The organism is Paenibacillus sp. NPDC058898 (genome assembly GCF_049316025.1).
Classification (GTDB): domain Bacteria; phylum Bacillota; class Bacilli; order Paenibacillales; family Paenibacillaceae; genus Paenibacillus_AQ.
The window spans coordinates 321,145-347,884 of the sequence record NZ_JBMOSM010000005.1; the positions used below are offsets into that span (position 1 = coordinate 321,145).

The 26,740-nt window shown below is 52.2% G+C and carries 23 protein-coding genes; 8 read left to right on the forward strand and 15 right to left on the reverse strand.

The window, feature by feature from the left end; translation table 11 throughout:
* Window positions 1-14: 14 nt before the first annotated feature.
* Window positions 15-986 (reverse strand): ABC transporter permease, encoded by a 972-nt coding sequence (locus ACOZB4_RS16285; protein WP_076323853.1) that lies wholly within the window; start codon window positions 984-986, stop codon window positions 15-17.
* A gap of 422 nt (window positions 987-1,408) precedes the next feature.
* Here ACOZB4_RS16285 and ACOZB4_RS16290 point away from each other — a divergent pair, with 422 nt between their 5' ends.
* Window positions 1,409-2,443: a glycoside hydrolase family 18 protein gene (locus ACOZB4_RS16290; RefSeq protein ID WP_379414609.1), complete on the forward strand. Its 1,035-nt coding sequence runs from the start codon at window positions 1,409-1,411 to the stop codon at window positions 2,441-2,443.
* Between the two features lie 459 nt (window positions 2,444-2,902).
* Here ACOZB4_RS16290 and ACOZB4_RS16295 read toward each other — a convergent pair whose 3' ends face one another.
* Window positions 2,903-3,121, reverse strand: coding sequence for a DUF378 domain-containing protein (locus tag ACOZB4_RS16295; protein WP_339268677.1), 219 nt, complete (start codon window positions 3,119-3,121; stop codon window positions 2,903-2,905).
* Window positions 3,122-3,288: 167 nt separating this feature from the next.
* Window positions 3,289-4,185, reverse strand: coding sequence for a LysR family transcriptional regulator (locus tag ACOZB4_RS16300; RefSeq protein ID WP_379414610.1), 897 nt, complete (start codon window positions 4,183-4,185; stop codon window positions 3,289-3,291).
* 159 nt (window positions 4,186-4,344) lie between these two features.
* On the opposite strand from ACOZB4_RS16300, the gene ACOZB4_RS16305 reads away from it, so the two are divergent.
* Together ACOZB4_RS16305 and ACOZB4_RS16310 are read left to right on the forward strand one after the other, a co-directional pair.
* A complete protein-coding gene (locus tag ACOZB4_RS16305; RefSeq protein ID WP_215161362.1) occupies window positions 4,345-5,388 on the forward strand; it encodes a YeiH family protein in 1,044 nt (347 codons plus the stop codon).
* A 506-nt stretch (window positions 5,389-5,894) separates the two neighbouring features.
* Window positions 5,895-7,364, forward strand: coding sequence for an alpha-amylase (locus ACOZB4_RS16310; protein WP_379414611.1), 1,470 nt, complete (start codon window positions 5,895-5,897; stop codon window positions 7,362-7,364).
* Window positions 7,365-7,488: 124 nt separating this feature from the next.
* On the opposite strand, the gene ACOZB4_RS16315 is transcribed toward ACOZB4_RS16310, so the two are convergent.
* Both ACOZB4_RS16315 and ACOZB4_RS16320 read right to left on the reverse strand, forming a co-directional pair.
* Window positions 7,489-8,388, reverse strand: a complete 900-nt coding sequence (locus tag ACOZB4_RS16315; RefSeq protein ID WP_339268685.1) for an ABC transporter permease subunit — start codon at window positions 8,386-8,388, stop codon at window positions 7,489-7,491.
* 18 nt (window positions 8,389-8,406) lie between these two features.
* A complete protein-coding gene (locus ACOZB4_RS16320) occupies window positions 8,407-9,315 on the reverse strand; it encodes an ABC transporter permease subunit (RefSeq protein ID WP_379414612.1) in 909 nt (302 codons plus the stop codon).
* Between the two features lie 262 nt (window positions 9,316-9,577).
* Between ACOZB4_RS16320 and ACOZB4_RS16325 the strand changes: the two genes are divergently transcribed.
* Window positions 9,578-10,054, forward strand: a complete 477-nt coding sequence (locus tag ACOZB4_RS16325) for a glutathione peroxidase (RefSeq protein ID WP_339268689.1) — start codon at window positions 9,578-9,580, stop codon at window positions 10,052-10,054.
* Between the two features lie 182 nt (window positions 10,055-10,236).
* Here the strand turns inward: ACOZB4_RS16325 and ACOZB4_RS16330 are convergent, their stop codons facing one another.
* Entirely contained in the window at window positions 10,237-12,210 is a 1,974-nt protein-coding gene (locus ACOZB4_RS16330) for a glycoside hydrolase family 127 protein (RefSeq protein WP_379414613.1), read from the reverse strand.
* 137 nt (window positions 12,211-12,347) lie between these two features.
* On the opposite strand from ACOZB4_RS16330, the gene ACOZB4_RS16335 reads away from it, so the two are divergent.
* A complete protein-coding gene (locus ACOZB4_RS16335; protein WP_379414614.1) occupies window positions 12,348-13,172 on the forward strand; it encodes a helix-turn-helix domain-containing protein in 825 nt (274 codons plus the stop codon).
* 172 nt (window positions 13,173-13,344) lie between these two features.
* On the opposite strand, the gene ACOZB4_RS16340 is transcribed toward ACOZB4_RS16335, so the two are convergent.
* The 4 genes from ACOZB4_RS16340 to ACOZB4_RS16355 form a co-directional block, all read right to left on the reverse strand.
* A complete protein-coding gene (locus tag ACOZB4_RS16340; protein ID WP_076323841.1) occupies window positions 13,345-13,746 on the reverse strand; it encodes a VOC family protein in 402 nt (133 codons plus the stop codon).
* A gap of 28 nt (window positions 13,747-13,774) precedes the next feature.
* Window positions 13,775-14,272 (reverse strand): SRPBCC family protein, encoded by a 498-nt coding sequence (locus ACOZB4_RS16345; RefSeq protein WP_379414615.1) that lies wholly within the window; start codon window positions 14,270-14,272, stop codon window positions 13,775-13,777.
* A gap of 87 nt (window positions 14,273-14,359) precedes the next feature.
* The gene (locus tag ACOZB4_RS16350) at window positions 14,360-14,704 is read right to left on the reverse strand and encodes an ArsR/SmtB family transcription factor (protein WP_098749621.1); all 345 of its coding nucleotides are present in this window, start codon (window positions 14,702-14,704) and stop codon (window positions 14,360-14,362) included.
* Between the two features lie 156 nt (window positions 14,705-14,860).
* The gene (locus ACOZB4_RS16355; RefSeq protein WP_379414616.1) at window positions 14,861-15,601 is read right to left on the reverse strand and encodes an HAD family hydrolase; all 741 of its coding nucleotides are present in this window, start codon (window positions 15,599-15,601) and stop codon (window positions 14,861-14,863) included.
* A gap of 205 nt (window positions 15,602-15,806) precedes the next feature.
* Between ACOZB4_RS16355 and ACOZB4_RS16360 the strand changes: the two genes are divergently transcribed.
* On the forward strand, window positions 15,807-16,691 hold the full coding sequence (locus ACOZB4_RS16360) for a class I SAM-dependent methyltransferase (protein WP_379414657.1): 885 nt from the start codon (window positions 15,807-15,809) through the stop codon (window positions 16,689-16,691).
* A 104-nt stretch (window positions 16,692-16,795) separates the two neighbouring features.
* Here the strand turns inward: ACOZB4_RS16360 and ACOZB4_RS16365 are convergent, their stop codons facing one another.
* From ACOZB4_RS16365 to ACOZB4_RS16375, 3 genes are all read right to left on the reverse strand, one after another.
* Window positions 16,796-17,617: a carbohydrate ABC transporter permease gene (locus ACOZB4_RS16365; RefSeq protein WP_098749358.1), complete on the reverse strand. Its 822-nt coding sequence runs from the start codon at window positions 17,615-17,617 to the stop codon at window positions 16,796-16,798.
* Window positions 17,614-18,525, reverse strand: a complete 912-nt coding sequence (locus ACOZB4_RS16370) for a carbohydrate ABC transporter permease (RefSeq protein WP_076324074.1) — start codon at window positions 18,523-18,525, stop codon at window positions 17,614-17,616. Before ACOZB4_RS16370 ends, ACOZB4_RS16365 begins: the two co-directional genes overlap by 4 nt.
* Window positions 18,526-18,614: 89 nt before the next feature.
* Window positions 18,615-19,919, reverse strand: a complete 1,305-nt coding sequence (locus ACOZB4_RS16375) for an ABC transporter substrate-binding protein (RefSeq protein WP_213647137.1) — start codon at window positions 19,917-19,919, stop codon at window positions 18,615-18,617.
* 194 nt (window positions 19,920-20,113) lie between these two features.
* On the opposite strand from ACOZB4_RS16375, the gene ACOZB4_RS16380 reads away from it, so the two are divergent.
* Together ACOZB4_RS16380 and ACOZB4_RS16385 are read left to right on the forward strand one after the other, a co-directional pair.
* Window positions 20,114-21,859, forward strand: a complete 1,746-nt coding sequence (locus tag ACOZB4_RS16380; RefSeq protein WP_379414617.1) for a cache domain-containing sensor histidine kinase — start codon at window positions 20,114-20,116, stop codon at window positions 21,857-21,859.
* Window positions 21,856-23,364, forward strand: a complete 1,509-nt coding sequence (locus ACOZB4_RS16385) for a response regulator (RefSeq protein WP_379414618.1) — start codon at window positions 21,856-21,858, stop codon at window positions 23,362-23,364. The genes ACOZB4_RS16380 and ACOZB4_RS16385 overlap by 4 nt, the downstream gene beginning before the upstream one ends.
* A 180-nt stretch (window positions 23,365-23,544) precedes the next feature.
* Here the strand turns inward: ACOZB4_RS16385 and ACOZB4_RS16390 are convergent, their stop codons facing one another.
* Together ACOZB4_RS16390 and ACOZB4_RS16395 are read right to left on the reverse strand one after the other, a co-directional pair.
* The gene (locus ACOZB4_RS16390) at window positions 23,545-25,083 is read right to left on the reverse strand and encodes a solute symporter family protein (RefSeq protein ID WP_379414619.1); all 1,539 of its coding nucleotides are present in this window, start codon (window positions 25,081-25,083) and stop codon (window positions 23,545-23,547) included.
* A 140-nt stretch (window positions 25,084-25,223) separates the two neighbouring features.
* Window positions 25,224-26,735 carry a solute symporter family protein gene (locus tag ACOZB4_RS16395; RefSeq protein WP_422759570.1) on the reverse strand — a complete coding sequence of 504 codons (1,512 nt, stop codon included), beginning with the start codon at window positions 26,733-26,735 and terminating at the stop codon, window positions 25,224-25,226.
* Between the last annotated feature and the right edge of the window lie 5 nt (window positions 26,736-26,740).

The following is a 26,740-nucleotide window of genomic DNA, read 5'->3' on the forward strand; positions in this document are numbered from 1 at the left end:
TGTTATTCCCCCTTCTACCACAGACTGTTTTCGCTGGTGCGACGAGCGATTTGGTTCACCGCAATCAGCAGAATCGCATTAATGACCGAATTGAACAATCCGACGGCGGTAGAGAAGCTGTACTGTGCGTCAACCAGACCGGAACGATAAACAAAAGTCGAGATGACATCGGAAGAGCTCATATTCAGCGGGTTCTGCAGCAGCAGGATTTTCTCGAATCCGACGCCCAAAATGCTGCCCATATTCAGGATCAACAGGATGGTAATCGTTGGTATAATCGCCGGGATGTTGATGTGCAGAATCCGTTTGAACCGGCTTGCTCCGTCCACGACAGCTGCTTCATGCAGCTGAGGATCGACACCCGATAAGGCTGCGAGATATATAATGGTACCCCAGCCTGCACTCTGCCAGACGCCGGACAGCACATACACCGTCTTGAACCATGCAGGGTCCGTCAGGAATTGAGGCGCCTGAAAGCCAAGCATTTCCACAAAGTTAACAATCATGCCGGACGAAGGCGACAAGAAGGTAATGATCATACCGGACATGACAACGACCGAAATAAAATGCGGTGCATATGTGACGGTCTGTACGGTACGTTTAAAGAACGAATCCTTCACTTCATTGAAGGCCAGTGCCAGAATGATGGGCAGCGGAAACCCGATAGCCAGCTCATACAAGCTGATGCTCAAGGTATTCCAGAGCAAATCCCAGAAGTAATAAGAGTTAAAGAAGCGTTCGAAGTGGTCGAATCCGACCCACGGGCTTCCCGTTATTCCCAACGTCGGGATGAAGTTTTTGAAGGCGATTTGGATCCCGTACATCGGGCCATAATGGAAAATGACAAAATACAGAAATGCCGGAGCTATAAACAAATACAACTCCCAGTTTCGAATCATCCTCCTCCATAATGTATTTTTCTTACGATTCGGCATCGTGTTAACCGATAAGCTTTGCGACAGGGCGGATTGACCATCTTGCTGCATAGGTTGCCCCCTCCTTTTCTAATGAAAATCCGGCCATTTTTTTCGGAAAAGCACCCCTGTTTAATGTAAAAGAAAGAGCCTTCCTGACCACTCCTTAGCGTGCGGATTTTCGCCCGCTTCAGAAATGTTAACGCTTACATACCAAGTGTATGGACCGCGGCACTATCCGTAAATATGTCATTTTCAATGGTCTAATGAAAACGGCTTCAAGCATTGGTATGACGGGCTTTTTACGTCCCTCCCACGCTTTTCATTGTCGTTTTCGGGCAAGAAAACATGTGGTTTTTGACCCCTTCCCCTCCGGTAAATTGTCATTCTGGCCAATGGGATGAGCCTTGACAGATGTCATATCTGACCGTAAGTTGGAAAAATAAACCGTAAAAGCAAAACTGACATATTCTAAAAGAAATGAGGTATTACGCATGTTGCCATCCTCCTGGATTTTAGCCGGCTACGCAGGGCGCAAGGTTTTATCCAAGATCACTTCCGAAGATGCCAAGCGGCTCACTCACTTGAATATCGCTTTCGCCCATATCCAACAAGACAAGATTACGTATACCGATACGAACACCATCTATGAGATCCAACGTCTGAAAGCCGTCAATCCCCAGTTAACCGTTCTGCTGTCCGTTGGCGGTTGGGGCTCCGACGGATTCTCGGAAGCTGCAGCCACACCCGAAGGAAGACAAACCGTGTGCGAATCAGCGATCAAGCTGCTGCAAGAGTTTCCATTCGACGGCATTGACCTGGACTGGGAGTATCCATGCTACTCGATAGCCGGAACGAAGGCATCGCCAAGTGACAAGGAGAACTTCACACTGCTGCTGAAGGAGCTCCGGGAAACACTGGATCAGTACGGGCGGGGCAAGAAGCACTATCTGCTCACGATCGCGGCCGGAGCCGATCAATATTATATCGATGGCACCGAGATCCATAACATCCACCCCTATCTCGACTTCATTCAGCTGATGACGTACGACATGCGCGGCGGATTCCAGACGATGACGGGCCATCACACCAACCTGTACACCTCCACCGGCGATCTGTTCCGAATCAGTGTCGATGCTTCCGTCCGCCTGTTCACCCTAGCCGGTGTGCCGCGCGAAAAAATCGTGATCGGCGCCGCATTCTACTCCAGGAAGTGGACGGATGTGCCGGATGTCAACAACGGTTACCTCCAGGTAGCTCCATCTTCTGGTGGTTACGGTCCGACCTATACCCAGCTCGCAGCCGAGTATTTTAACAATCCTTCATATAAGCGGTACTGGGACGATGAAGCCAAAACACCCTATTTATTCGACGGCAGCAGCTTCATCACTTACGATGATGCCGAATCCCTGACCCATAAATGCAAATATATACAAGATCAAGGCTTGGCTGGTATTATGTTCTGGGAATACAGCTGTGATGCGACACACAACCTGCTGGATGCAATGTACAAAGCATTCCACTCCTAAAGGAAGCAGAAACTTGCCTGAGCCTAACAGCCTCACTCCCCCTCAGCGTGTCTTTATTTCGCTATTCGTTCCGGACTCTTTCCTTATGGTGGAGGAGTCCTTTTTCACTGCTTACGCAAAAAAAGAGGCTGATGACAGATGAAATGTAATGTTTCCTTCCATACTGTTAACTTCCGATTATTTCGCTGCAATGGCTTGGCTTTATTCTAGGAGTTCCTTCCGAACTCCGTAAATATGTCGTTTTTATCTTTAACTATAGAGCATACAAAGCCTCATAAACACTGGAAATTTCATACTGTATATGTTGATCTTGCACCTTACATGAGGTTTACAATTCATTGACCATCTTAGAATTTGCACACAAAAAAAGCCATTCCTGAACACGGAACGGCTTTTTTCATCTAGGAGAGAATCGATATCTCTCTTTATTTATGTCATTTATATGTCATTAAATGTAACTCATCTAGCTGTCTTTCGGTCGTCATTCGTAACATCACCAAAGAAGCGGATCGAGTACAATGCACACAGACCGACAATCGTATAGATAATACGGGACCCTGCGGAGCTCTGTCCTCCAAATAATGCAGCTACCAGGTCGTATTGAAACAGGCCGACCAAAAGCCAGTTAATGCCCCCAATAATCAATAACAGCAAAGCAATTGTATTAAATGTTCTCATCGCTTAACACCCCCTTGCGTCCGATTTTCACATCATTCGTTACATGGTTTGTTATTCTAAGGATTTTAGTATCTATTTTTAACCATTTACGGCGTTTGTAATCATGCCCGAACAAAAAAACATCCCCTAAAACCGGGATGTTCTTGCACCGAGATCGTTCTCTTCCTTTAGACTCCCTTGGGGAAACCGCGTTTATGATGCAGAAGCTCGAGAAATACCTCAACCGCCTTGGTATGATAAGGTGTCTTCTGTGTAATCCATGAGAACTGCCGGGCCACCGGCTTGCCGTTCGGTAGCAGCATATGCAGCGTTCCGAGCTGAACCTCCTTGCGCACCGCCCATCGCGACAGCAGCGTGACGCCAAGGCCTGCCTCCACGGATTCCTTGATCAGCTGGGTGCTTCCAAACTCCACGATATGCTGAGGGTGAATATGATACCGTGAGAACATCCGCTCCGTTGCCGCGCGGGTGCCTGATCCAGCTTCTCTGACAATCCAGGTCTCATCCGCAAGTTCGGAGAGCGATAGCTCTTGCAGATGGTCATACCGCCCAACACGGGGAACCATCACCACCATCTCATCCTCGGCAAAGGCCTCGATATGCAGCTTATCATCCTGATAATCCCCCTCCACGATGCCGATATCCGCCTCATGGCGCAGTATCATCTCCGCCACCTCCGTGGTGTTCCCGATCATAATCGATGGGCGGATCAAGGGATAATGTTCCCTCATATAAGCGATCAAGTGCGGCAGCATGTATTCCCCAAAGGTGTAGCTGGAGCCAATGGACAAATTGCCGCTTGCCCGATGCATCAAATCGTCCACAAGCGTGTTCATACGTGTGTACAGACCCAGAATGTCCTTCGCATGATGGTACACGATCTCTCCGGCTTTCGTCAGCCGGACATATTTATTGGTTCTTTCCAGCAGCTTGGTGCCAACAGACCGCTCGAGCGCTTGGATATATTGGCTTACCGCGGGCTGTGTCATCAGCAGTTCCTCGGCCGCACGGGTGAAATTCCCCTTCTCTACCACCGTAACGAATACCTTCAATGTTGGATCCACGCTTTTGGCCTCCTTCGTTTGCAATATCCACGAATGGTTATGAGTTATATTATCATAACTTATCACTTATGATGATCATCATAATGATTTATTTTTCTTATCCAGTGGAATGAGATACGATGGGTTCAGACCAACCGAACGAATCGGAGGTTACATCTTATGACAGAGCCAGCTTATTCCAAATCACAAGAACACGTCCATCGCCTGGTTCGATGGACACAGCATACGCTGCCCGCAGCCGCAGGCGGCATTGCCTTTACCTTTGTCATCGCCCTCATCGGTTACGCATTAGCAAGCGTGCCAGGCCTTGGCTACCTTGGCCAGCTCGCATGGGCGATTCTCATCGCCGCGATATACCGGCAGTTGCGCGGTTACCCGGAGAGACTTCGCATTGGAATCCAATTCACGGCCAAGCGGCTGCTGCGTGTAGCGATCATACTATATGGCTTAAAGCTGAATATCGGCATCGTGTTCCAGCAAGGCCTTGGTTTAATGATGAGGGATGTCATCAGCGTTGTATTTGCCATTGCGCTTACCCTGCTGATTGCCAAATGGCTGAAGGCCGATATGTCCCTGTCCCTCCTGCTCGGCATTGGAACCGGCGTATGCGGTGCGGCGGCCATTGCTGCCGTGTCCCCGATTCTCAAGGCGAAGGAGAAGGACACCGCGCTTGGAGCAGGGCTTATCGCCTTTCTTGGAACCATCGTTGCTATCGGATATACCCTTGTCCAGCCGCTGCTTCCTTTAACAGACACTCAATACGGCGTGTGGTCTGGCGTAAGTCTTCATGAAATCGCCCATGTGGCACTGGCAGCTGCTCCGGCAGGTGAGGACGCCCTTGCGATTAGTCTGCTTGCCAAGCTGGGACGCGTATTTTTGCTTGTACCACTCAGTATCGCACTCATGGTCTGGATGAAGCGCACCGGGCGTTTACAGAGTCAAACACGGATGGAGTTTCCCTGGTTCCTGCTGGGCTTCATGGCAGCGAGTGTACTGGGGAGCTGGGAATTTACCGGACAACCGATCATTCCCCTGCCAATCAAGGATTGGATCTCTCAGGCAGCCTCCTTCATTCTTGCCATGGCCATGGTGGGACTTGGCCTGAATGTCCACTTGAAGGATATACGCGGTGCCTGGCGGCCGCTGCTGGCCATGTCCATCACCACCGTGCTGCTGATCCTGCTTACTTATGCCATGGCATAAGTAAGCGGAAGGCAGCCAGTGTGTAAGGAACGAACACCATCCCTAGCGTTGAACTTTTGCGCAGGGGATGGTGTTTTTTTCGTACATGATCAGCCTGGGGGGCGTGTGTTGCCGCCGGTTTCGGGATCTTCCTCCCCTCGCTTCCTTATTACCGGAGCTTATCCAGGCGGCATGAAGGTATTCGCTTTGATTTGCCTCTTCACACATTAGATGGATCTTCTAAGGCTATCAATCACTCCTTGATGAACACCCTCATGCCAAAGACTCCCTATGAACAAGTCTCCCAATGTGTAGAGCTTACGATCCTCCCCCAAATCAAAAACCCGCGACGCAGATTCTCCAAGTCTCCCAAGAAACCCCCGTCTTTTTCTTTCCATTTTAGGGTAAAACTAAATGTAGGCGGTCCGCCCATTCCAGGTGGAAGGTTTAGCTCCCCTGCTTTCTTGGGTATTTGAGCTTAGTATGCAGTATTCATGCAGAGCTATCATGATAGAGGAGATGGATGTATGCAACGAAATCATACGATTATGCAATTCTTCGAATGGCATGTTGCTGCCGATGGCTCGCACTGGAACCGACTCAAGAACGCAGCCCCGGAGCTGAGCAAGGCAGGGATCGATGCGGTATGGATTCCTCCGGTGACGAAGGCATCGTCCGCTGAGGACAATGGTTATGGCGTATACGACCTGTATGATCTGGGAGAGTTCGACCAGAAGGGAACGGTTCGCACGAAGTATGGAACCAAACAGGAATTGATCGAGGCCATTGCGGCCTGCCACAAGAACGGAATTGCCGTCTATGTGGATCTGGTCATGAACCATAAGGCGGGCGCAGATGAAACCGAGCGGTTTCGGGTTGTGCAGGTCGACGAGATGGATCGGACCAAAGATATATCCAAGCCATTCGAGATTGAAGGCTGGACCAAATTCACCTTCCCTGGCCGAGGGGATCAATACTCCTCGTTTCAATGGAATTTCACGCATTTTAACGGTACCGATTATGACGATATCAGCAAACGTTCAGGCATTTACCGGATCGTCGGCGAGAATAAGTCATGGAGCGATAACGTTGACAATGAATTCGGCAATTACGACTACCTGATGTTTGCCAACATTGATTACAGTCATCCGGATGTACGCCAGGAAATGGTGGCATGGGGCAAGTGGCTGGTGGATACGCTGCAATGCAGTGGTTTCCGGCTGGATGCGATCAAACATATTAACCATGACTTCATTAAAGAATTTGCCACCGCCATGAAGAAAAAGCGTGGAGATGATTTTTACATCGTGGGCGAGTTCTGGAATCCCGAGCTTCAAGACTGCCGAAACTTTCTGGATACGGTGGATTACAGGATCGATCTGTTTGACGTGTCTCTTCACTATAAACTCCAAGCGGCCTCCAAAGCCGGCCGTTCCTTTGACCTGCGGACGATCTTTGACGATACGCTTGTGCAATCGCACCCGATGAATGCTGTCACGTTTGTGGACAACCACGACTCACAGCCTCAGGAATCGCTGGAATCCTGGGTGGAGGATTGGTTCAAGCAGAGCGCTTATGCGTTAATCCTGCTGCGAAAGGACGGTTATCCTTCCGTCTTCTATGGCGATTATTACGGAATCGGCGGCGAGAAGCCCATTCCCGGCAAAAGGGAAGCGATTGACCCGCTGCTCTATGCCAGAGCGAATCGGGCGTATGGCGAGCAGGATGATTATTTTGACCATCCGAATACGATAGGCTGGGTTCGCCGCGGCATCCAGGAAATCGAGTTCTCCGGCTGCGCGGTGGTCATTGCCAATGGCGAAGCCGGGGATAAGCGGATGTTTGTCGGCGAGCATCGAGCCGGAGAGGTATGGGTGGATCTGACCCGCACCCGGAAGGATCGCATAACGATCGGCAAGGATGGTTTCGCTTCTTTTCCGGTGAACGGCGGCAGTGTATCTGTCTGGGCTCATCCGGATATTCCCGTAAAAGGGTAAGCAGCAGCATTTGAACAAAAAAAAGACCGGAAGGATGGGTTTCGCCAGCACTCCTAATGTGTAGGAAAACACCTGGCGCAAGTCCTCATCCTTCCGGTTTTTCGCGTTAACGGCTACGTACCGATCAGCCTTTAACCTGATAACGACGGCGCAGGCCCTCGCCTAACAGGTTGAACGTGATGATTAGCAGCATCATCGCAAATGCGGGATAGACAACGAATTGGAACTTTCCTAACCATATATCCGCTCGATTCTTGGACAGAATCGTCGCCCAGTTATACCCGGTCTCCACAAATTCCATGACATAATAATTAACTTCCTTCCACTCATGACCAAGAAAGATGTTCACGATCGCAAGTTGGCCAAGCAGCAGCATGACCTTTCCCATATCCAAACAGAAGTTGACGATCACCTCGGGGAACATGACCGGAATATAATAATTCTTGGTCAATGTCCTCGTGCGAAGTCCTAAGGCGGTTCCGGCCTCCATGTAAGGCTCGCTTGCCATTTTGTGGGCCTGCTGCTGTATCGTTATCGCAACACGTCCGGCTTCAACGCTGGCCAGAATCAGTATGGCCCAGCCCATCCGCTGCTGGGAGAAGAGAAAGAACGGAAGCGCAAGCAGCAGGGCCGAGGCGAAGACCGGCGGCAAATAGGAGCACAACTGGTTCCAGAAGGTAATGAACCGGTGGGTGAAGCCTTTTTTCTTACGAGCGATCAATCCCAAGGGCACACCTATCGCATATCGAACAGCCGTAATCCCCAGCACAAGCAGGATCGTATCCTTAGCGGTCACAACGAGCTTGCTCAGGTTATCGACCCCCTTCTTATCCGATCCCAGCCAGTTCTTCGAAGAAGGTTTAAAGGGCGGAAGCGTCAGCTTCTGCTTCCCGTCCTTCATCACCCATCTGGAGGTTTCCTGTTTCAACTCTTTATCGATAAAGGGCATATACGGCCCCGCCAGCATAACAAAAACAAAGAAGGCCAGCAGCGTGCCGCCAATCCATAAAGGGACATTCTTCAAGTCGACTCACCTCATTTCTTATCGTGGATCAAAGTATTTGCGTGCTGATTGACTGATCCATTGAACGATCATGAACAGCACCATGAAAGAAAACGTGATATAAATAATGACCCCCGGCTCATAATTGGACCCGGTGCCGCTGAACGTGTTGAAGTCCAGCGCCTGAAACAGTCTCCATGCCGCTCCCGGATAGTTGCGGTAATATTCCACGACGAGCAGGTTGGACAATATGAAGACGAGCAGGCCCGGAAGATGGGTCAGGATGGTCGCGATGCCGTTGCGCAGCATATGTTTGTATACGACCTTCCGGTCACTAAGCCCCTTGGCTTTAGCCAGCAGTATGTATAACTTTCCCTCCTGTGCAAGCAGAGAAGCCGAAGTGATTCGAGCAATGAAGAAAATCGGGTAAATCGACACGAGCAGCGAAGGCAGCACGAAAGCCTCCCAGCCATCAACCGCAAAATAGCGGATAGCTGGAACATACTTAATGAGCACCCACTGGGCGATCAGCATCAGAAAAAAATCCGGAATGGATTGGAACAGCCATGTGGTCCAGTGTCCCAGCACATTGAATTTGGTCTTGGACAATTTGTAGTCAAGGACTCCCTTCAGAATGCCGAACACGAATCCAATGATTAAAGCGGATACAATAACGAGCAGGCTTTTACCGACGGCTCCAAAAGCGGCGGCTTCCGAAGACTGGCCGGTATACTGCGATTCCCCCAGCGTCCCGTTCTGAACGGCATTTGCAAAATAATCGCGAATATACGTAACATACTCACCCAGATCAAAGGAATAATTCGTCACCCACAAATTGCTGTCCAGCGACAGATTCAAATCCCTCGGAACCAGGACAATGAGGACGATGAACATAAAAGCGAGCAGGCTGGTTACCGTCGTTTTGAGCATTTGTGTTTTTAATCTCATAAAGTCCTCCCACACATAGTTTCAGCAGTACCTCTTGTTTCATCTGCTTAAATACTTATTCTACTACTACCATATATCTCCTAAATTAGTCCAGATGAAAATACAAAATTTTACTCTCTATATTTCCGCATCATGTATTGCATTCCAGCTTTTGTCATGCATATAACCATATCTGCCGCTCCCGGTTCTATCAAATTGCAATCCATGGCGAAAGAATATACTCTGATTGTATATACATCTCATTGGAGGAGGTTCTACGGCGATGTCCATCTATGAATATGAAGTAAAAACGATACGCGGCGAGTCCCAAACGCTCAAATCTTATGAAGGCGACGTCATGCTCATTGTCAATACAGCGACCAAATGCGGCTTTGCCCCTCAATTCGACGGTCTGGAGAAGCTGCACCAAACTTACCGCGACCAAGGATTGGCCGTTCTCGGTTTCCCCAGCAGTCAGTTCATGAATCAAGAGCTGGAGGAAGACTCCGCGATCGAGGAGGCCTGCAAGCTCAATCATGGCGTCACCTTCCCGTTATTCTCCAAGATTGATGTGAATGGCACGAACGCTCATCCACTCTACCGGCATCTGACGAGCGAAGCTCCCGGCGCATTGGGCATTAAAGCGATTAAATGGAACTTCACCAAGTTCCTTGTGGACCGCAGCGGCAGGGTGGTCAAGCGCTTTGCACCAACCGATACTCCGGAGAAAATTGAAGAGGATATCAAGAAGCTGTTATAAAAGCAAGGAAACACACATCCCCATATCCATTTCGGCTTAAAAAAGGGCTTGCCCGAGGTCCATCGACCTTGGGCAAGCCCTTCACGTCATGCGGTCTGGCATCGTCAATGCTTTACCATTGCATCCTTTGTATGCTGGCTGTTCTGTCAGCTCCCTATTCGGGAGAGCCGACTGTACGATCTTTATACCGTGTGCGGCAGCTCGCGCACCCAAACGGCCATTTCATTCTCGCCACGGTTGCCCCATAAATAGTAAGGAATGGCCTTTAATGCCGCAGGAAGCCTCTTTTTCGGAGAGGAACGATACAGTTCATCGCCCCAATCATCAGACTCCTCAAGCCATCCATCCCCTTCAATGACAACGGCTCCGCCGAGAAGATCCGGATCGAATCGGGAATGAAGCTTCGGATCGCCTGCGAGCGACAGTGAGGATACCGGCGCTCCATGATCGACGCTTTCCAGGCAGTATACTAGCGGCCCGCGCTGAATCGCGGCCTTGCCGGCATTCCCCCTTATATTGGGATTAGCTCTTACTTGATGGATCTCCATCGAGAATGCCAGTTCCACCGTGTCCCCCGGTGCCCACACTCTCTTCACGTAGGCATAGCCATCTTCGGTAATATCCTCCACGACCATCTCTTGCCCGTTCACCCGCATAACGGCTTTGCCCTGCGACCAGTCCGGAATGCGGAGAGCGACGGTCCACTCGGCTGCCTGCTCAGGTTGAATCGTAAGCATAACATTCCCGTCCCACGGCAGCGCGCTGGTCTGGGTTACCTTCACAGGCACGTCCCCGAACCGGACCTCAGCTTCGCCGCCGATGTACAGATGGGTATACAGCGTGTCGTCATTCATCGTATACACGTATTCACCCAGCGACGACAGCAATCTCGCCACGTTCGGCGGGCAACAAGCGCAGGCGAACCATCCCGGCCGAACCGGCTTCACATGGAATTTGCCCGGATTATGGCGGCAGGCCGTAGGCCATACCTCAAGCGGATTCACATAGAAGAAATGCCGCCCGTCCTGTGCCATGCTGCCAATAACCGTGTTGAACAGCGCGCGCTCCATCACGTCCGCATACTCCGATTTGGGTGACAGCTGCAGCATGCGTTGGGCAAAAAAGATCAACCCAATGGATGCGCAGGTCTCCGAGTATACGGTATCGTTCGGCAGGTCATAGTCCGTGGTAAACGCCTCGCCGTGATGGGTGGAACCGATTCCCCCGGTAATGTACATCTGTTTACGGACCATGTTATGCCACAGATTAACGCAAGCTTCAAGCAGAGCGGGGTCTTTCGTTCTGGCGGCTAAATCCGCCATCGCCGTATACATGTAAACGGCACGGACCGAATGCCCGACCGCCTCCTTCTGTTCCCTGACCGGCAGGTGGCTCTGATGATAAGCCAAATGCGGCGGATGCAGTAAAGAGGGGTAGAACGACTTCTTCCCTCGCTGTTCCCACTCCTGAAGGAAGAAGTGGGGTTCTGTCCCGCGCTCATCTATGAAATACTGACTCAGACTCAAATATCTCGGTTCTTGGGTTACCTCGTACAATTTGACCAGTGCCAGCTCAATCTCCTGATGGCCGTCGAACCCATGGATTTTGCCATCCTCGGGTCCAAAAACAGTATCGATATAATCCGCCAAGCGGCACACCACATCCAGCAGCTTTCGCTTGCCCGTCGCCCGGTAATGCGCAACTCCGGCTTCAATCATATGGCCGGCGCAGTACAGCTCATGACAATCCGTCAGATTGGTCCAGCGCTTCTCTGGCTCCTTCACCGTAAAGTGCGTATTCAGATAGCCATCCGGCTGCTGCGCAGCGGCCACAAGATCGATCAGCTCATCCACCTGCTCCTCCAGCTTCAGATCCGGATGAATGGCAAGCGAATAAGCCGCAGCCTCAAGCCATTTGGCGACATCACTGTCCTGAAACACCATGCCGCCAAATTCACCCTCGTCCCTGCCGGCAGCAATTCGAAAATTGGACACGCCATAACTCGGTTCCACACCCGGAATTCGATCATGGAGAGCTTCATATTGGTATGGGATCACCACTTCCCTTACCAGTTCTATGTAACGGGACCAGAAAGGATCCGTCAGTTTCACTTGCTTAAGGGGGACGGCGGCTGAACGCGAAGTAAGAGTAATCATCTTGGATATACACTCCTTTTGGAATTCATAAGATAAAGCCTCGACACTTCCCATTCTACGTTCTATGATAGGATGAAAACGATAACAGAATTGACCTAATTTCTTATACGATTTCACACTTCCCTGGAGGTGTTACCATGACGGAACGGAGTGTTCTTTCCTTTCCTTCGCCGCCGCTCCCCTACTTCCTTGAATCAGGAAAAACACATTATATGCCGGGCGAGTCGCATCCCAACCGGAGAAACCTTGGCGTTTTCGATCTCATCCTGGTTCAACGCGGCTGCTTGTTCCTGGGCGAGGAGGATATGCAGTGGGCGCTTGGCCCAGGGGACTCCGTTGTATTATTGCCGGATGCGTACCATTACGCCGTGCAGGGGTGCCAAGAGGAAACCTCCTTTTATTGGCTGCATTTTCAGTCCGCGGCATCAAGCGCAGCCGACGATGATTCGATCTCACACAATATAAAGCTGCCGAGGCATGGCCCTATCCCTTATCCGGAGCAAGCCTATCAACTGTTCGATTCCCTGCACCTGCTGGCAACGGAACCGAGGTCCACGGCATTTTGGCGGGAACAAACGCTGTTTATCGAGCTGCTGGAGCTGCTGGACCCGTCAAGATCGGATCAGGAGCAATCGCGGGTACGCAAAATAGCGGAGCAGGTAGAGTCCTATATCAAAATGCATTACCGTGAGCCCATCAGCAACGCACGTTTATCGTCCGACCTGCATTTCCACTACAATTACCTGACGCGCTGCATGAAAGAATCGCACGGCGTGACGCCAACGGAATACCTGCTGCAATACCGCCTGGACCAGGCGAAGCAGCTGCTGTTAACCACCCAGTGGTCGATGGCGCGGATTGCGGAGCATGTGGGGTTTCAATACCCGCCTTATTTCTCCCGCCGCTTCTCCGCACGTTTCGGCCTATCGCCTCTGCAATTCCGAAAGCAGTATACGGAGTAAGAAGCGAAGATGGGGCCAGCTTCGAGACACCCTACACTCTGCCATTCGGTTGGCAATGGAAATCGGCGGGGCCTTGATCGCAGAGCAACGAGCTGGCGATGCATTATCAGCAGCAAAAAGAGACGGACCCCTCTAGGGCCAGTCTCTAATGAATCGATTACGTAACGTAACGTTACGCTTCGTTCGGCAGATTAAGCTGCCATGATACGCCGAACTTGTCCGCGATCCAGCCGAATTTTTGGCTAAATCCATAGTTGTCCAGCGGCATCATCGCACCTCCGCCATCAATTAATGCCCCGTACACCTTCTCGATCTCCGCTTCCGACTCGCAAGTCAGATAGATGGAGAAGGAAGGCGTGAACGTAAAATCATGCTTCACATTGCTGTCGATGCACATGAACGTTTGCCCCTTCAACGAGAAGGCGGCATGCATAACGCTTCCCTCGGTTCCCGGCTGATTGGGGCCATAACGGGCAATGCTGGTTATTTCGGAATCCTCAATAATGGAAACGTAATGGTTCATGGCTTCTTCGGCATTACCTTGGAACATCAAAAACGGGGTAACACTCTTCATGGACAATACACTCTCCTTGTTCATCTGATTAGGATGGGTAGTTAATATTTCCTGTCTCGAGCAGCTGCTTCAAGCCCTCAAACATATAACCCCATCCATGTTCGGTTTGGGTATGATACTCCGTGAGCGCCTTCTCGATATCCGCTGCGGTCCAATCTTCCTCGTGAGGAACAACAATCTCTTGCGTGAATGTCATATCACATCCTGTGTCCACGGCTTTGAACTCAACCGTTATTTGGTCCACGGTTTCGCTGAACTGGGGCATCCTGAAGGTAAGCACCAGCTTGTGCGGCCGGTCGATTACAAGATACTCCCCAATGGCCCGGTACTCCTTGCCTTCCCGAACGTCAACAATCTCCCAGGTTCCGCCCACGCGAGGATCATTACGGGCGATCTTGTTCGTCGTTTCCATCGTAAACAACCATTTGCGCATCATGTCGGGGTTTAACCAGGCATCAAACACTCGTTCCGGCGCTACCTCAAACAAGCGTTTCATGACCAGTGTAGTTGTAGAGGCTTTCTCCAATGTAAATCATCCTTCTCTTATTAAAGTGGTATTCCGTCTGTTCCCCCTAGTTCTCATCGTTGTCCAGGATGTTCAGCCGTATTCCTGTTAATGCTCCTCCTTCTTCGCTTTGTTCAGCTCACGTTCCAATGCATCAAATTGCCGGGTCCAGAATCGTTCGTAAAATTGCAGCCATTCCATCGCCCTGGACATGACGCCCGGATTGAGACGACAGGTATGTGTCCGTCCCTGAATGGATCGATCCAGCAGGCCGGAGCGCTCCAGCACCTTAATATGCTTGGAGGCTGCCGCAAGCGACATGTCAAACGGCTCGGCCAGCTCGGATACGGTCCGCTCCTGCGCCGCGATCATACGCACCATCTCTCTTCGGGTCGGGTCAGCCAGTGCGTGGAAGATGTGATCCAGTTGTTCTTCGTTATTTTGTTCAACCATGTGGTTAACTATAGTAGATAAATCCCGCAAAGTCAACCAATTGGTTGAATATAGGGCAACAAAAAAAGCCAAGCCCTCCACTTAAAGGGTCTGGCTACGATAATTCTTTTACTCGATCCTGCCCCGGCAGCACTTTACGCTCGCCACAGCATTTTTTTATCCGATAACCTCATCAAGGAGCCCCTCCAGCTCGCCATAACTCGTCACGGTATGCTGCGGTTGATGCTCCGATTCCGGCCCAACGCTCCGGTGATTGAACCAAATCACATGCCAGCCCGCAGCCAGGGCGCCAACCACATCATTGCGCCACGAATCCCCGATGTAATAGGAGCCCTCCGGCACCGTTCCGGTCAGCCGATTCACATGGTGGAAGATCCGCGGATCGGGCTTGTCCCAGCCCACGGCTCCGGATACGAACAGACGCTCCTCCGGTATGAGGTCACCCAGCCGCATAGCCGCGATTTTGTTCATCTGGTGTTCCGCCGGCCCGTTGGTGATCAACCCAACGACATGCCCGCCATCCGCCAATTTCTTAAGCAGCTCCCGGGCGCCTTCAAACATCGTGATGTTATACTGCCTGTCCAGGTATGTCTGCTGTACCGCTTCGGCCTCCTCAAGGGTCAGCTGTATGCCGAATTCGGCCAACGCGTATTGAAAACGACGCCTGCGCATATCCTCAACCGCTTCCCCATAAGCTGCCGTGCCAGCTCCTCCGAGCTCTACGGACAGCTTATCGCTGTAATAGCGCATCCGGTGATAGGCGGCTTCATAAGGAAACGCACCATCAGGCCGGGCAACCTCCTGAACGGCATCGCGAAAAGGCGCCAGATGGTCATACAATGTATCATCCACATCGAAGAAGATCCCCTTCGGTGATATTGGTGTCTTCATACGCATCCCTCTTCCTCATTCGATCTCTCTATTGTACCCGCATCGGCACTCCCTGGGTCAAGCCTATCTGTTAATAAGTTCCTTTCCTATGATATGATGGCAGTAAAGCGGCAGAAAACGGCAATGGGAGCCTTCGTCCGTACTCTCGGAAGCCAGGAAAGCGCCAATTGCAATGCCCGATTCATGTACCCGGATAAGGAGATGACTAATGATGACCAAGAATATGACCGACGTGTGGAGTAAGGATTTCGTTCCCGAGGGCAACCGTGCCAGCAACGTGGATCGTTTCACCGGCTTTGAGGATACCTATGATCAGCATCGCCCCGAAGCACCCCAGGAGGTTGTCGCCTTGCTGACAGGATATTTGGAGCGCGAGCCCTCTCTTGTTGTCGACTTGGGATGCGGGACGGGGCTGTCCTTGTTTGCATGGAGAGACGCAGCGGACCAAGTCATCGGTGTCGAGCCGAATGACGATATGCGGAGCAAGGCCATGGCCAAACTGCAATCGCTGCAGCAAGAGGCTGACGCCAGCCACGATGTGCAGCTTGCCGACATCAAGTTCGTCTCCGGCTATTCGAACCAATTGGCGCTTCCGGATCAGTCTGCGGACATCATCACCTGCTCCCAATCCTTTCACTGGATGGACCCGGCCAGTACGTTGAAGGAGGTTTCCCGCGTACTGCGTGAGGAAGGGATATTCGCAGTATATGATTGCGATTGGCCGCCGAGCCTGACCTGGAAGGTCGAGCAATCCTACCATGAGCTCATCGAATGGGCAGAGGACATCATCGACCGCCATGTGGAGGCACAGGAAAAGGCCTATAAAGGGAATAAGAACGAGCATCTGAAGCATATCCGGGAGAGCGGAGTGTTCCGGTTCTCCAAAGAGATCGTATTCCATCATATGGAGCCGTTCACCGCCGAACGATATACCGGCCTTGCCGTCAGTCAAGGCGGTATCCAGACCGTGCTCAAGCTGAAACAAACCGAATTGAACGATAAAATCGCACAGTTCCATGCGCTGGTCGAGGAGCACTTCCAGGGGCGGACACTTCCCGTGATGCTCAGCTACCGCATGCGGCTCGGCATTAAATAAAGAGAGACGAAAGGGACAGCCCAAGGTTATCGACCCTTGAGCTGTCCCTTTAACCGTTAACCATGCCAGGAGTATAGAAGAATCGTGCATTTCCCACCACCCGCTCAACCCTTCACGGCACCTGCCGAAATTCCATCAACGAAATATTTCTGCAAGAAGATATATACCAGAATGCTTGGAATGGCAGCCAGCAGCGAGCCTGACGCAATCCAGCCGATCTGCGCGCTGTTCTCTCCGAAGAAGCTGGATAACGCAACCGTGATCGTTCTCGAATCCGGCTCCTGCAGGAAAAAGAGCGAGAACTGGTAGTCATTCCAGATCGAGTTCGCATTCATGATGAGAATCGTAGCCGTTACAGGCTTCAGCAGCGGGAAAATGATCCGGAAGAACAGCCCGGTCCGCGTTGCCCCGTCGATCATGGCGGCCTCATCGAGTTCCCGCGGAATCGTTCCGATAAAGCTGGTATAGAGGAAAATCGCCATCGACAGCTGAAACGTCACATGCAGCAGCACGATCCCCAGATACGTATTCATAAATCCGATATCCACGAACAGTTTATACAGCGGCACCAGAATCGTAAGCGGAGGAACGATCAGCGCGCTGACAAATATACCATAGACCCATTTATTGAGCTTCGACTGATAGCGCGCCAGAGGAAAAGCGGCAAGCGAGCCAAAAGCCAGTATGAGCACGACTGATAATATCGTGATGACACCGGTATTGAGAAAGGCCTGGCCCAGCCGGGCATTCTGCCAGGCGCTTACGAAGTTGTCGGTAAACCAGTACCCCGGAAATAGCCACTTCGAGCTCATGTCCCGCATATCCTTGAAAGAAACGGTCAGCAGAATGTAAAAAGGGATGATGTGCACCAACGCCACGGCAAAACCGATGATCGTATAAATCCACGTACGCTTTCGATGCTTCATTGGGACAGCTCCTTTCGACGTAAGAAGTACAGAGCTGTCAGACTGATGACGGTAATGAGCAGAAACATCAGGTTGCCGAGCGCAGCCGCGAGCCCCGCATCCTGACGGGCAAAATAAAGCTCATACATCATGGTGGAGAGGGAAGCCGAGGCATACCCCGGTCCGCCGTTCGTCAGCGCTTTAATGACATCAAACAGCTTTAATCCCCCAATCAGATTCAGGATGATGCTGGTGGTGAGGGCCGGTGCAAGCAGCGGAAACGTAATCCGGAAGAACCGGTTTTTTGCCGTGGCTCCGTCGATTTCAGCCGCTTCGTAATAATCCTTCGGAATGCCCTGCAGCCCCGAGAGAAAGATCATCATCGCGATCCCAAGGTACTGATAGGTGTTAACGACCATAATGATCCACACGTTAATGTTCGGCTCGGCGAGCAGATTGACCGGTGATCCGGTAAACAGCATGAGGATGTCATTGATGGCCCCGCCATTATACTGGAGCAGGAAATACCATATATAACCCATGATGATCGGGCTGACAATCGCAGGAATATAGACGATAACTCTGACGAAGGTCCGGCCTTTGCCGTACTTGTTCAACAACAGCGCATACACGAGGCCCAATATATTCTGAAAAAGCGTACTGCCGACGCCGTAAATAAGCGTGTTCAGAATAACGGTGTGGATTCGGCTATCCGTCAGCATTCTATGGTAGTTATCAAGTCCAATGTAATTCATCGCCTGAGAGAACCCGTTCCAATCGGTGAAGGAAATGAGCAATCCGCGGAAAAAAGGATAAAAAATAAATACGATAAACAGCAGCAATGCGGGAACGTACATCCAGTTCAGCATAAAATTCGAATGGGTAAACCGTTTGGTGCCCCGGACCGGAGCGGCTTCACTTCTAGCCATGCCTGTCTTCACTCTCGCTCACACTCCTCTTTGCCAAGTGATAAGGCGCGCATAAGCGCAGCTTGCCTGCACTTCGCGCGCCTTCATGTTTATTCCTTGGACAACCGTTCCACCTCAACCTTCATGGTCTCGCTGAACTGCTCCGGCGTCACCCGGCCGGCCAGGAGCTCGGTGCCCGTCTTGCAGAGCACGTCCCACATGCCGTTCGGCAGGTAGACACGATCAAAATAAGGGAAGACGCGAATATCGGCGTATTGTTCATAGTAAGTGGTCAGTTCATGGTCCGTCTGCACATCCTTGAGCCCGGGAGGGTTCTTCGACACGTTGGAGAGCTTGGCCATATTCTCCGGCTTGGCAAAATACTGTAGCAGCTTCTTGGCTTCATCCGGATGCTTGGAATCCTTCCACAGCGCAAGCGTATTGCGCTCCCCACCGGCGAATGTCGGCGTATCGCCTTCGATCATGGAAGGCACCGGCATAATACCGATATTTATGTTCGGATCAATTTTATGGACGTCATCCATGAATGCAGGCCCTACCAGCACGAACGTTGCTTTGCCTGCGGCAAAGGCTGCCGGAAGGTCACTGCGCTTCGCCGTCAGAACGTCTTCGTTCATAAGGCCCCGTTCCTTCAGATCGACCAAGCTTTGAGCCAGCGGCGTGAAGCCGGACCAGTCGAACGTCCCGTTCAAGAGAGCCTCGGCTTGATTATTCGGGGCCGTAATGAGAAGCGGGCTCGCAAAATTGTCCAGGTACTGCCCGATCATCGAATCGTCGATGCCCGAGAGATAGAAGGGTCTCGTCTTGCCTCCACTTTCTTCCTTGATCTTTTCGCCGGCCGCAATTAACTCCTCGAACGTGCTTGGCACCTCGATCCCGTATTCCTTCAGCATATCGGCATTGTACAGGAGTCCGTCCTTCGCTTCGGTCAGTACCAGCGCGTATAACTTGCCATCCTCATCCGTCACCACGTCACGAATCGTGTCGGTGAGATTGGCGGCCCACGGTTCATCCCTCAGATCCGCCAAGTACTCCCCATAACGGAGTTTGGCCCAGCCATGCGTATCAAAAATGTCAGGCAGGTCGTTGGCGGCCATTTTGACCTTCATGGTGTTCTCATAGCCCGTGCTGTCAAACTGGAGGTTGACGCTGATGTCGGGATTCTCCTTGGTGAAGCCGTCCACGATCCCGCGATACACCTCGGTAAGCGACTCATCGGCGACGTTGACCATCATCGACAGCGTGACTTTCGCTTCACCGGAGCCAATTTTGCCGGAGCCGCTGCCGCCGTTGTTCGTGCCTGCGCCTGTTTCTATTGCGTCCGGCCGCGAGGAGCACGCCGTGATCAAGCACAGCAAGGCGACGGCCATGATCCAACATGCACGTTTTTTCATCAATACCCACCTCATTCGAAAATGTATAGTGTAACAATCCTTGCATCATTAAGGTTAGCATACATAATAGCGCTTACATATGATCCAAAACTACGATGTAAGCGCTATTTTATCTGTATTGTCGCCCCGTCCAGGTTCCAGTACAATAGAACCAACATGCTTATTCGAGACTTAGCGAAATGGAGGCTGCTCCCGTGAAGAACCGCACCTTGTCCATGCGCTCCAAGCTTATCATCCTCTTTTCCGTGACCATACTGGTCCCTGTCCTTATCATCGCTTACGTGATGCCTTCCTATTATACAAAGCTGATTACGTCGGAAACGGAGAAGCTGACCGAGTCGTCCCTTGTCGGGCTGACCAGCAACATCCAATATTATCTGGATGAGCTCGAACGGGTGACATCCATCCCCTATAACTACGACGAAGTCATGTATGCCCTGAAACTCAGATCCTCCGGCCTGTACCCGAAATCGGATCAATATACCCAATATAAAGCGGATTACGCCCTGTACAACACACTGCCAACCGTGCTCGAAAATATGCACAAGGAGATTCTAGGTACCCTGCTGCTGCCATTCGACGGCTCCGTATTCTACAAAGATAGCCGCTCCACCCTCTACACCGCCCGTACCGATTACGACTACACGGGCCAGGATTGGTACATCGATGCGGTCAAGGCAGGCGGTAAAGCCACCTTCGTGAAAGTCCATGATCAGGATTATGTGAAGATGGACGGTCTCCAATCGGTCTTCTCCGTCGCCAGGCTCATTCGCGACATGGATACACGCAAACCGATTGCGGTCATCATGTCGGATGCCGATACCGTCGTCATCGACCGCATTGTGCGCCAATTGATTACAAACGACTCGGTCGTTGTCATCACGGACAAGAATGGGCAGCTGGTCTATGCAAGCCAACAAATTCCCGAGGAAACCTTGCGCCAGCTCTCGGCAAGCGAGGTCAGATATCATAATCAGACGTACGTTAAAGTGTCGAAGACGATTGAATCCAGCTCGTGGATGGTGACCTCCCTGATCCCTCAAAGCCGATTTACGGAGAAGGTGCAGTGGATGCATAACGTCGGCATGATCTTTGCCGGCGGCGGTATGATCCTTACGCTGTTTCTGTTTCTTGCCTACTCCCGCAAGCTGCTCACTCCGTTTAGGGAGATGATCGGCGTGATGCGTCACGTGCAGCGCGGCGATATGTCCAAGCGGGTCGACATCCACGGCAAGGACGAGGTCGCGGAGCTGGGCGGCGCGCTGAACCGCATGATCGTCAGGCTGGACGAGATGGTCATCAGCGAATATCGTGCCAAACTCAAGCAGCAGGACGCGGAAATGCAGGCTCTGCAGGCACAGATCAACCCCCATTTCCTGTACAACACGTTGAATGGGTTTATCGGCCTGAACCGCAAAGGCGAGCAGCAGAAGCTCGACCGGGCCATCCGCTCGCTCAGCGGGCTGCTGCGCGACATCCTGTCGGCCGATATGTCGATCACGCTGGAAGCGGAATTCAACATTATCCGCAAATATGCGGAGCTGCAGTCCATGCGCTTTGGAGACCGGCTGAACTTCTCCTTCTCGCTGGAGCCCTCGCTGGCTTCGCTGCGAATTCCCAAGCTGCTGCTGCAGCCGCTGGTCGAGAACTCCGTTGTGCATGGCGCCGAGCCATGCGCCCACCCGTGCCATGTCGAGATCAACGCCTACACGCGGATTGCAGACGGGAGGGCCCATGCCGTCATCCTTATCAAGGATAACGGCACCGGATTTGACCCTAAGAAGCTTGAACACAGCGATCGCGTCGGACTCCGCAATGCACAGGAACGGCTTGCGCTCATTCGAGACGGTCAGGCTTCACTTCATATCCAAAGTCAACCTGACCAGGGAACAACCATTACGATCACGATGGAACTGGAAGAGGAGGGGATTGCGCAATGAAGATTATCGTAGCGGATGATGAAATGCTGGCAAGAGAGACGCTGATCCTGATTCTGGAGGACATTCGGCCAGGTCTGGACGTGACGGAGGCCAAGAACGGCCTGGAGCTGGTACAGCAGGCGTCAGAGCTGAGGCCCGACATCATATTCGTCGATATCCGGATGCCTGGCAAGAGCGGACTTGAAGCGATGGAAGAGGCACTCCCTCATACCCCCCATGCACAGTGGATCATCATGACCGGTTTTGCGGAATTTGACTATGCCCGTCAAGCCCTGAAGTTGGGTGCTCTGGATTACCTCCTGAAACCAATCGAGCCCTCCGATGTGGAACGAATCGTGCAGCGTGCAGCCGCCCGGATCGGGCAGGACGCGAAATCGCTCAGCCGCGAGTTTGAATCGGTGGTCACATCGCTATGGCATAACCCGATCATGCAGACCGGACCGGAACGCAAGACAACTGAACGGGAAGGCCAATGGACGGGCATGCTGCTCTATGAAACGCGGCCCGTCGATGGCAATGATGCTCGACCCGAACAAACCGGACTTCTGCCGCAAGCTGCACGCCAGGTCATCGCCGACCACAACTCCAAGGAGCTGCTTCTGGCCCTGATCGGACTGGAGCGAGGCGAATATGCACTGATTGGAAAAGCGCTCACTTCCCCAGCGGAAGCAAACTTGCGACGCTTACCCAAGCTGCTTCACGACATGGTGAACAGCCGTTCTCCTGAACATTCCCGGAGCCGTCCGGCAGCCGTGCTGGAATCGGGAACCTATGATTCGTTCGAACCGCTGCGGAATGAAATGCTGGAGATGCGTTCCCTTTCCTACCTGCGTAGCGTCGCAGACGATGGGAAGCCCCTGCTTCTCGCCGATATGCGGCGGCTGGCAAAAGATCCGGTGACTGCCCGGTTTGGCACAACTGCGGTCCAGCTCGTTAGAGCATATGCCGAGGGGGATTATACCGCCTTTATGACCTGCGGTGATAAACTTAGGATGCTGTGGGCCGATGAACGGGAAGCCGCGCGTAAACTTCAATCCAGACTGCTGGCTTTTCTGGCAGGCAGCCTGGCCAAGGAAACGCCGACACCGATGTTTGAGGGGTTTGATCCATGGTTAGAACAGCTTTATGAAGAAACAGGGACCCGGCTGCTCCGCAAAAAATCGGAGGGTGACCCCACAGCCAAAGAATGGTTTGAAGAGGTCGTCCTTTATTTGGAGGCGCACTTTTGCGGTGATATTACCGTTTCCGCCGTGGCCGAGCGGTTCGAGGTTTCACCGAACCACCTCAGCACCCTTTTTCATAAACGAATGGGGGTAACCTTTAGCCAATACGTAACCCGGCTGCGGATGATGAAAGCGAAGGAACTCCTGTCTATCCCCGGTATGAAGGTCAATGAGGCAGCAGAGCAAGTCGGATATTACAGCACCCGGCATTTTACGAATCTGTTCAGGGAATATGTCGGCTGTTATCCCTCTGAGTTTGGCAAGCTGCTGAAACCTAAATGATAAAGCTTCGCTATTTTCTCCACATCAACCCGCACAACAATCCGAACAGATCCAGCATATGGCGCGGGTTTTTGCCTGTCAGCTGCTTGATCCGGTTTAAGCGGTAGTCAGGGGACAATTACACCATCCTGCTTCACTGTTATCCCCTGCCTCTCCTTCATCATTTGTATGTATGCTCTGTCATCCCGGCTCGCGGGTACGAATCTCATTAGGGGCCACATGGGCAATGGCCTGCATCGTCTCGAATTGGCCGCTTGAGCCGACTTTACCGGATAGCAGAGTACCGAGGATGCCGCCCGCGAAACCAATCGGAATGGACACGATGCCCGGATGCTTGAGCGGGAAGATCGCTTCCGCCCGGATCCAGCCGGCCCCAGGATCCATCACGTTAGGCCCCACGGCCATGAACAGCAAGGAGGATACCAATCCGGCCGCAATGCTCGACATGGCCCCATACGTATTAAATCTCCGCCAAAATAACGTGAACAGCAGCACCGGCAGATTAGCCGAGGCCGCTACCGCGAACGCAAACGAAACGAGGAATGCCACGTTCAGCTTCTGCGCGCCGAGGGCGAGCACAATCGAAGCGGTGCCAACCACGATGGCCGAAAGCTTAGCCACTCTCATCTGCTGTGCCTCGGTCGCCCGTCCTCTGCGGAAAATGCTGCTGTAGACGTCATGAGCAAATGCGGAAGATGCCGTCAGCACAAGCCCCGAGATCACGGCCAATATGGTTGCGAAGGCAACAGCCGATACAAAGGCCATTAAGAATTCGCCACCCAATGCGCTTGCGAGCAGCGGCGCCGCCAGCTCAACCCGCTCTGACAAAACGGACCAATCGACGAAGGCAGCCGCCCCAAAACCAAGAAATATGGTCATGGCATAAAAGATGCCGATCGTAAACGTTGCCATTTTTACCGAAGAACGGACCGTACGCGGGTCTCTTACCGTGTAGAAACGCGCAATAATATGCGGAAGTCCCGCTGTCCCTAACACCAGCGCCATATTAAACGACAGCATGTCCAGCGGATGGTCGAACATATTACCCGCCATCAGAAACCGCTCCTGCAATGGGGTCGCCCGCTTCATGGATTCGAATAAGCCGAGCAGATCCCAATCGAACCTTGCCAGTACGATAAGACTCACGATAAAAGTGCTGCTGACCAGCAAAATAGACTTGACGATCTGCACCCAGGAAGTCGCGAGCATGCCGCCGAACGTGACGTAGACGGTCATTAAGCCTCCGACCAGCACGATGGCTAGCGACGTTTCCAGCCCGAACAGCAAATGGACGAGCCACCCGGCACCAACGAGCTGGGCAATCATGTAGAAGACGGTGATCATCATGTTGTTGACGGCGATACATCCGCGCAGCCGTTTCTCGCTGAACCGAACCGCCACCGCATCCGCCATCGTGTACCTGCCCAGGTTATGAAGCGGTTCGGCTATGATGTACTGCACGATCACATAGGAGGCGAGGAAGCCGATCGAATAGAAAAAGCCGTCGAAGCCGTACACAGCAATAGAGCCCGCGATGCCAAGAAAGGACGCCGCGCTCATATAGTCACCGGAAATGGCCAAGCCGTTTTGCAGCCCGCTCAGGCGATTGCCCGCTGCATAGAAATCATTCGTGCTTGTTGTCCGCTTGGCGGCATAATACGTGATCATTAACGTGCCGACCACAATCGCCAGAAAAAAAACGATGCCGGATATGTTCATTTGCATGCCTCCTTCCGCTTCAGCCTCAAAGTCCTGTCCTGTCACTCCTTTATTTTACGATAAAATGACAAAAAAAGGGCGATCCCCTGTGCTGCTAAGCAGCTGGATACACCCTTTTTGGTCAATGAATTAAATCCGGATTACGCGCCCGTATTGGCCTTGACCAGCACTTCGGCATACTTCGCTTCATCCTTGGAAGAGGATAACAGCGTCCCGATATAAGCTGCCACAAAGCCTAGCGGAATGGAGATAATGCCCGGGTTGCTCATCGGGAAGATCGGATCGCCAATCAAAATCGCTTTGCCGGCCGGATCCCATATATTCGGACTAAGCGCCACAAGAATCACCGTGCTGATCAATCCTGTCAGCATCCCGGTAACCGCGCCTGTCGTATTAAACCTCTTCCAGAACACCGTGAACAGGATGACCGGCAAATTCGCGCTGGCCGCAACGGCGAAGGCGAGCGAGACAAGGAATGCCACGTTCATCTTCTGGGCGAACAATGCGAGCAGAATGGAGACAATGGATACGCCAATCGATGCGTACCGTGCCATCTTCAGCTGCTCCTTCTCCGACGATTCGCCGCGGCGCACGATTTGGCCGTAGAAATCATGGGCGAAGGCCGATGCGGCGGACAGCACAAGCCCCGTCACCACCGCGAGGATCGTCGCGAACGCAACCGCCGAGATGAGCGCGAAGAGGAAGTCGCCACCAATCGCTTTGGCCAGGAGCGGTGCAGCCATGTTGCCGGCTTTATCGACCGCGGTAATATCCGCCGCGCCTACGAAAGCGGCAGCCCCGAAACCGAGAAAGATCGTCATGACATAGAAGATGCCGATAATCCAGGTAGCGTATACCACGGAGCTGCGTGCCGTCTTAGCATCCTTAACGGTAAAGAAACGGGTCAAAATATGCGGCAGACCTGCCGTGCCCAGTACTAGGGCAAGGTTGAGCGACAGCGTCTCCAACGGGATTTTGTATTTATTCCCCGGGTTCAGGAATGCCTCCTGCAGCGGGGTAGCCGACTTCATATGGTGGAACATCTGGGTGAGGCTGAAATCGAATTTGGCGAATACGATCAGCGAGATGATGAACGTGCCGGCCATGAGCAGTATAGCTTTCGAGATTTGAACCCAGCTCGTGGCGTGCATGCCGCCGAAGACAACATAGATGGTCATAAGCACGCCGACAATCAGCACGGACGTAACATAGTCCAGTCCCAGCAAAAGCTTAATCAGCGCGCCTGCTCCAACCAGTTGTGCGATCATGTAGAAGATGGAGATGGAAATCGTGTTCAGCGCTGCAACGCCGCGCACTTTCTTGTCGGAGAAACGAGCGGCAATCATATCCGCCACCGTATACTTCCCGAGATTCCGAAGCGGCTCGGCAACAAGGTACAGCACCACCAGGTAAGCCACGAGAAAACCGATGCTATAGAAGAAGCCGTCAAAGCCAACTAACGCGATCGAGCCTGCGATGCCAAGGAAGGAGGCAGCAGACATATAGTCGCCGGCAATGGCTGTTCCATTCTGCCAGCCCTTGAGCCCTCCGCCTGCCGTATAGAAGTCGCTGGTGTTGGTTGTTTTCTTGGCAGCGTAATACGTTATGATCAGCGTGAGAAATACAATTCCGCAAAACAACGCGATAGCCATAGTCG

Coding starts and splice junctions, on each gene's coding strand:
- ACOZB4_RS16390 (WP_379414619.1), bottom strand. CDS start 25,083: ATGAACATATCCGGCATCGTTTTTTTTCTGGCGATTGTGGTCGGCACG.
- ACOZB4_RS16350 (WP_098749621.1), bottom strand. CDS start 14,704: ATGGTTGAACAAAATAACGAAGAACAACTGGATCACATCTTCCACGCA.
- ACOZB4_RS16340 (WP_076323841.1), bottom strand. CDS start 13,746: ATGAAGAGTGTTACCCCGTTTTTGATGTTCCAAGGTAATGCCGAAGAA.
- ACOZB4_RS16295 (WP_339268677.1), bottom strand. CDS start 3,121: ATGAGAACATTTAATACAATTGCTTTGCTGTTATTGATTATTGGGGGC.
- ACOZB4_RS16320 (WP_379414612.1), bottom strand. CDS start 9,315: ATGAGATTAAAAACACAAATGCTCAAAACGACGGTAACCAGCCTGCTC.
- ACOZB4_RS16305 (WP_215161362.1), top strand. CDS start 4,345: ATGACAGAGCCAGCTTATTCCAAATCACAAGAACACGTCCATCGCCTG.
- ACOZB4_RS16330 (WP_379414613.1), bottom strand. CDS start 12,210: ATGATTACTCTTACTTCGCGTTCAGCCGCCGTCCCCCTTAAGCAAGTG.
- ACOZB4_RS16355 (WP_379414616.1), bottom strand. CDS start 15,601: ATGCGTATGAAGACACCAATATCACCGAAGGGGATCTTCTTCGATGTG.
- ACOZB4_RS16335 (WP_379414614.1), top strand. CDS start 12,348: ATGACGGAACGGAGTGTTCTTTCCTTTCCTTCGCCGCCGCTCCCCTAC.
- ACOZB4_RS16285 (WP_076323853.1), bottom strand. CDS start 986: ATGCAGCAAGATGGTCAATCCGCCCTGTCGCAAAGCTTATCGGTTAAC.
- ACOZB4_RS16290 (WP_379414609.1), top strand. CDS start 1,409: ATGTTGCCATCCTCCTGGATTTTAGCCGGCTACGCAGGGCGCAAGGTT.
- ACOZB4_RS16310 (WP_379414611.1), top strand. CDS start 5,895: ATGCAACGAAATCATACGATTATGCAATTCTTCGAATGGCATGTTGCT.
- ACOZB4_RS16360 (WP_379414657.1), top strand. CDS start 15,807: ATGACCAAGAATATGACCGACGTGTGGAGTAAGGATTTCGTTCCCGAG.
- ACOZB4_RS16375 (WP_213647137.1), bottom strand. CDS start 19,919: ATGAAAAAACGTGCATGTTGGATCATGGCCGTCGCCTTGCTGTGCTTG.
- ACOZB4_RS16325 (WP_339268689.1), top strand. CDS start 9,578: ATGTCCATCTATGAATATGAAGTAAAAACGATACGCGGCGAGTCCCAA.
- ACOZB4_RS16365 (WP_098749358.1), bottom strand. CDS start 17,617: ATGAAGCATCGAAAGCGTACGTGGATTTATACGATCATCGGTTTTGCC.
- ACOZB4_RS16395 (WP_422759570.1), bottom strand. CDS start 26,735: ATGGCTATCGCGTTGTTTTGCGGAATTGTATTTCTCACGCTGATCATA.
- ACOZB4_RS16385 (WP_379414618.1), top strand. CDS start 21,856: ATGAAGATTATCGTAGCGGATGATGAAATGCTGGCAAGAGAGACGCTG.
- ACOZB4_RS16370 (WP_076324074.1), bottom strand. CDS start 18,525: ATGGCTAGAAGTGAAGCCGCTCCGGTCCGGGGCACCAAACGGTTTACC.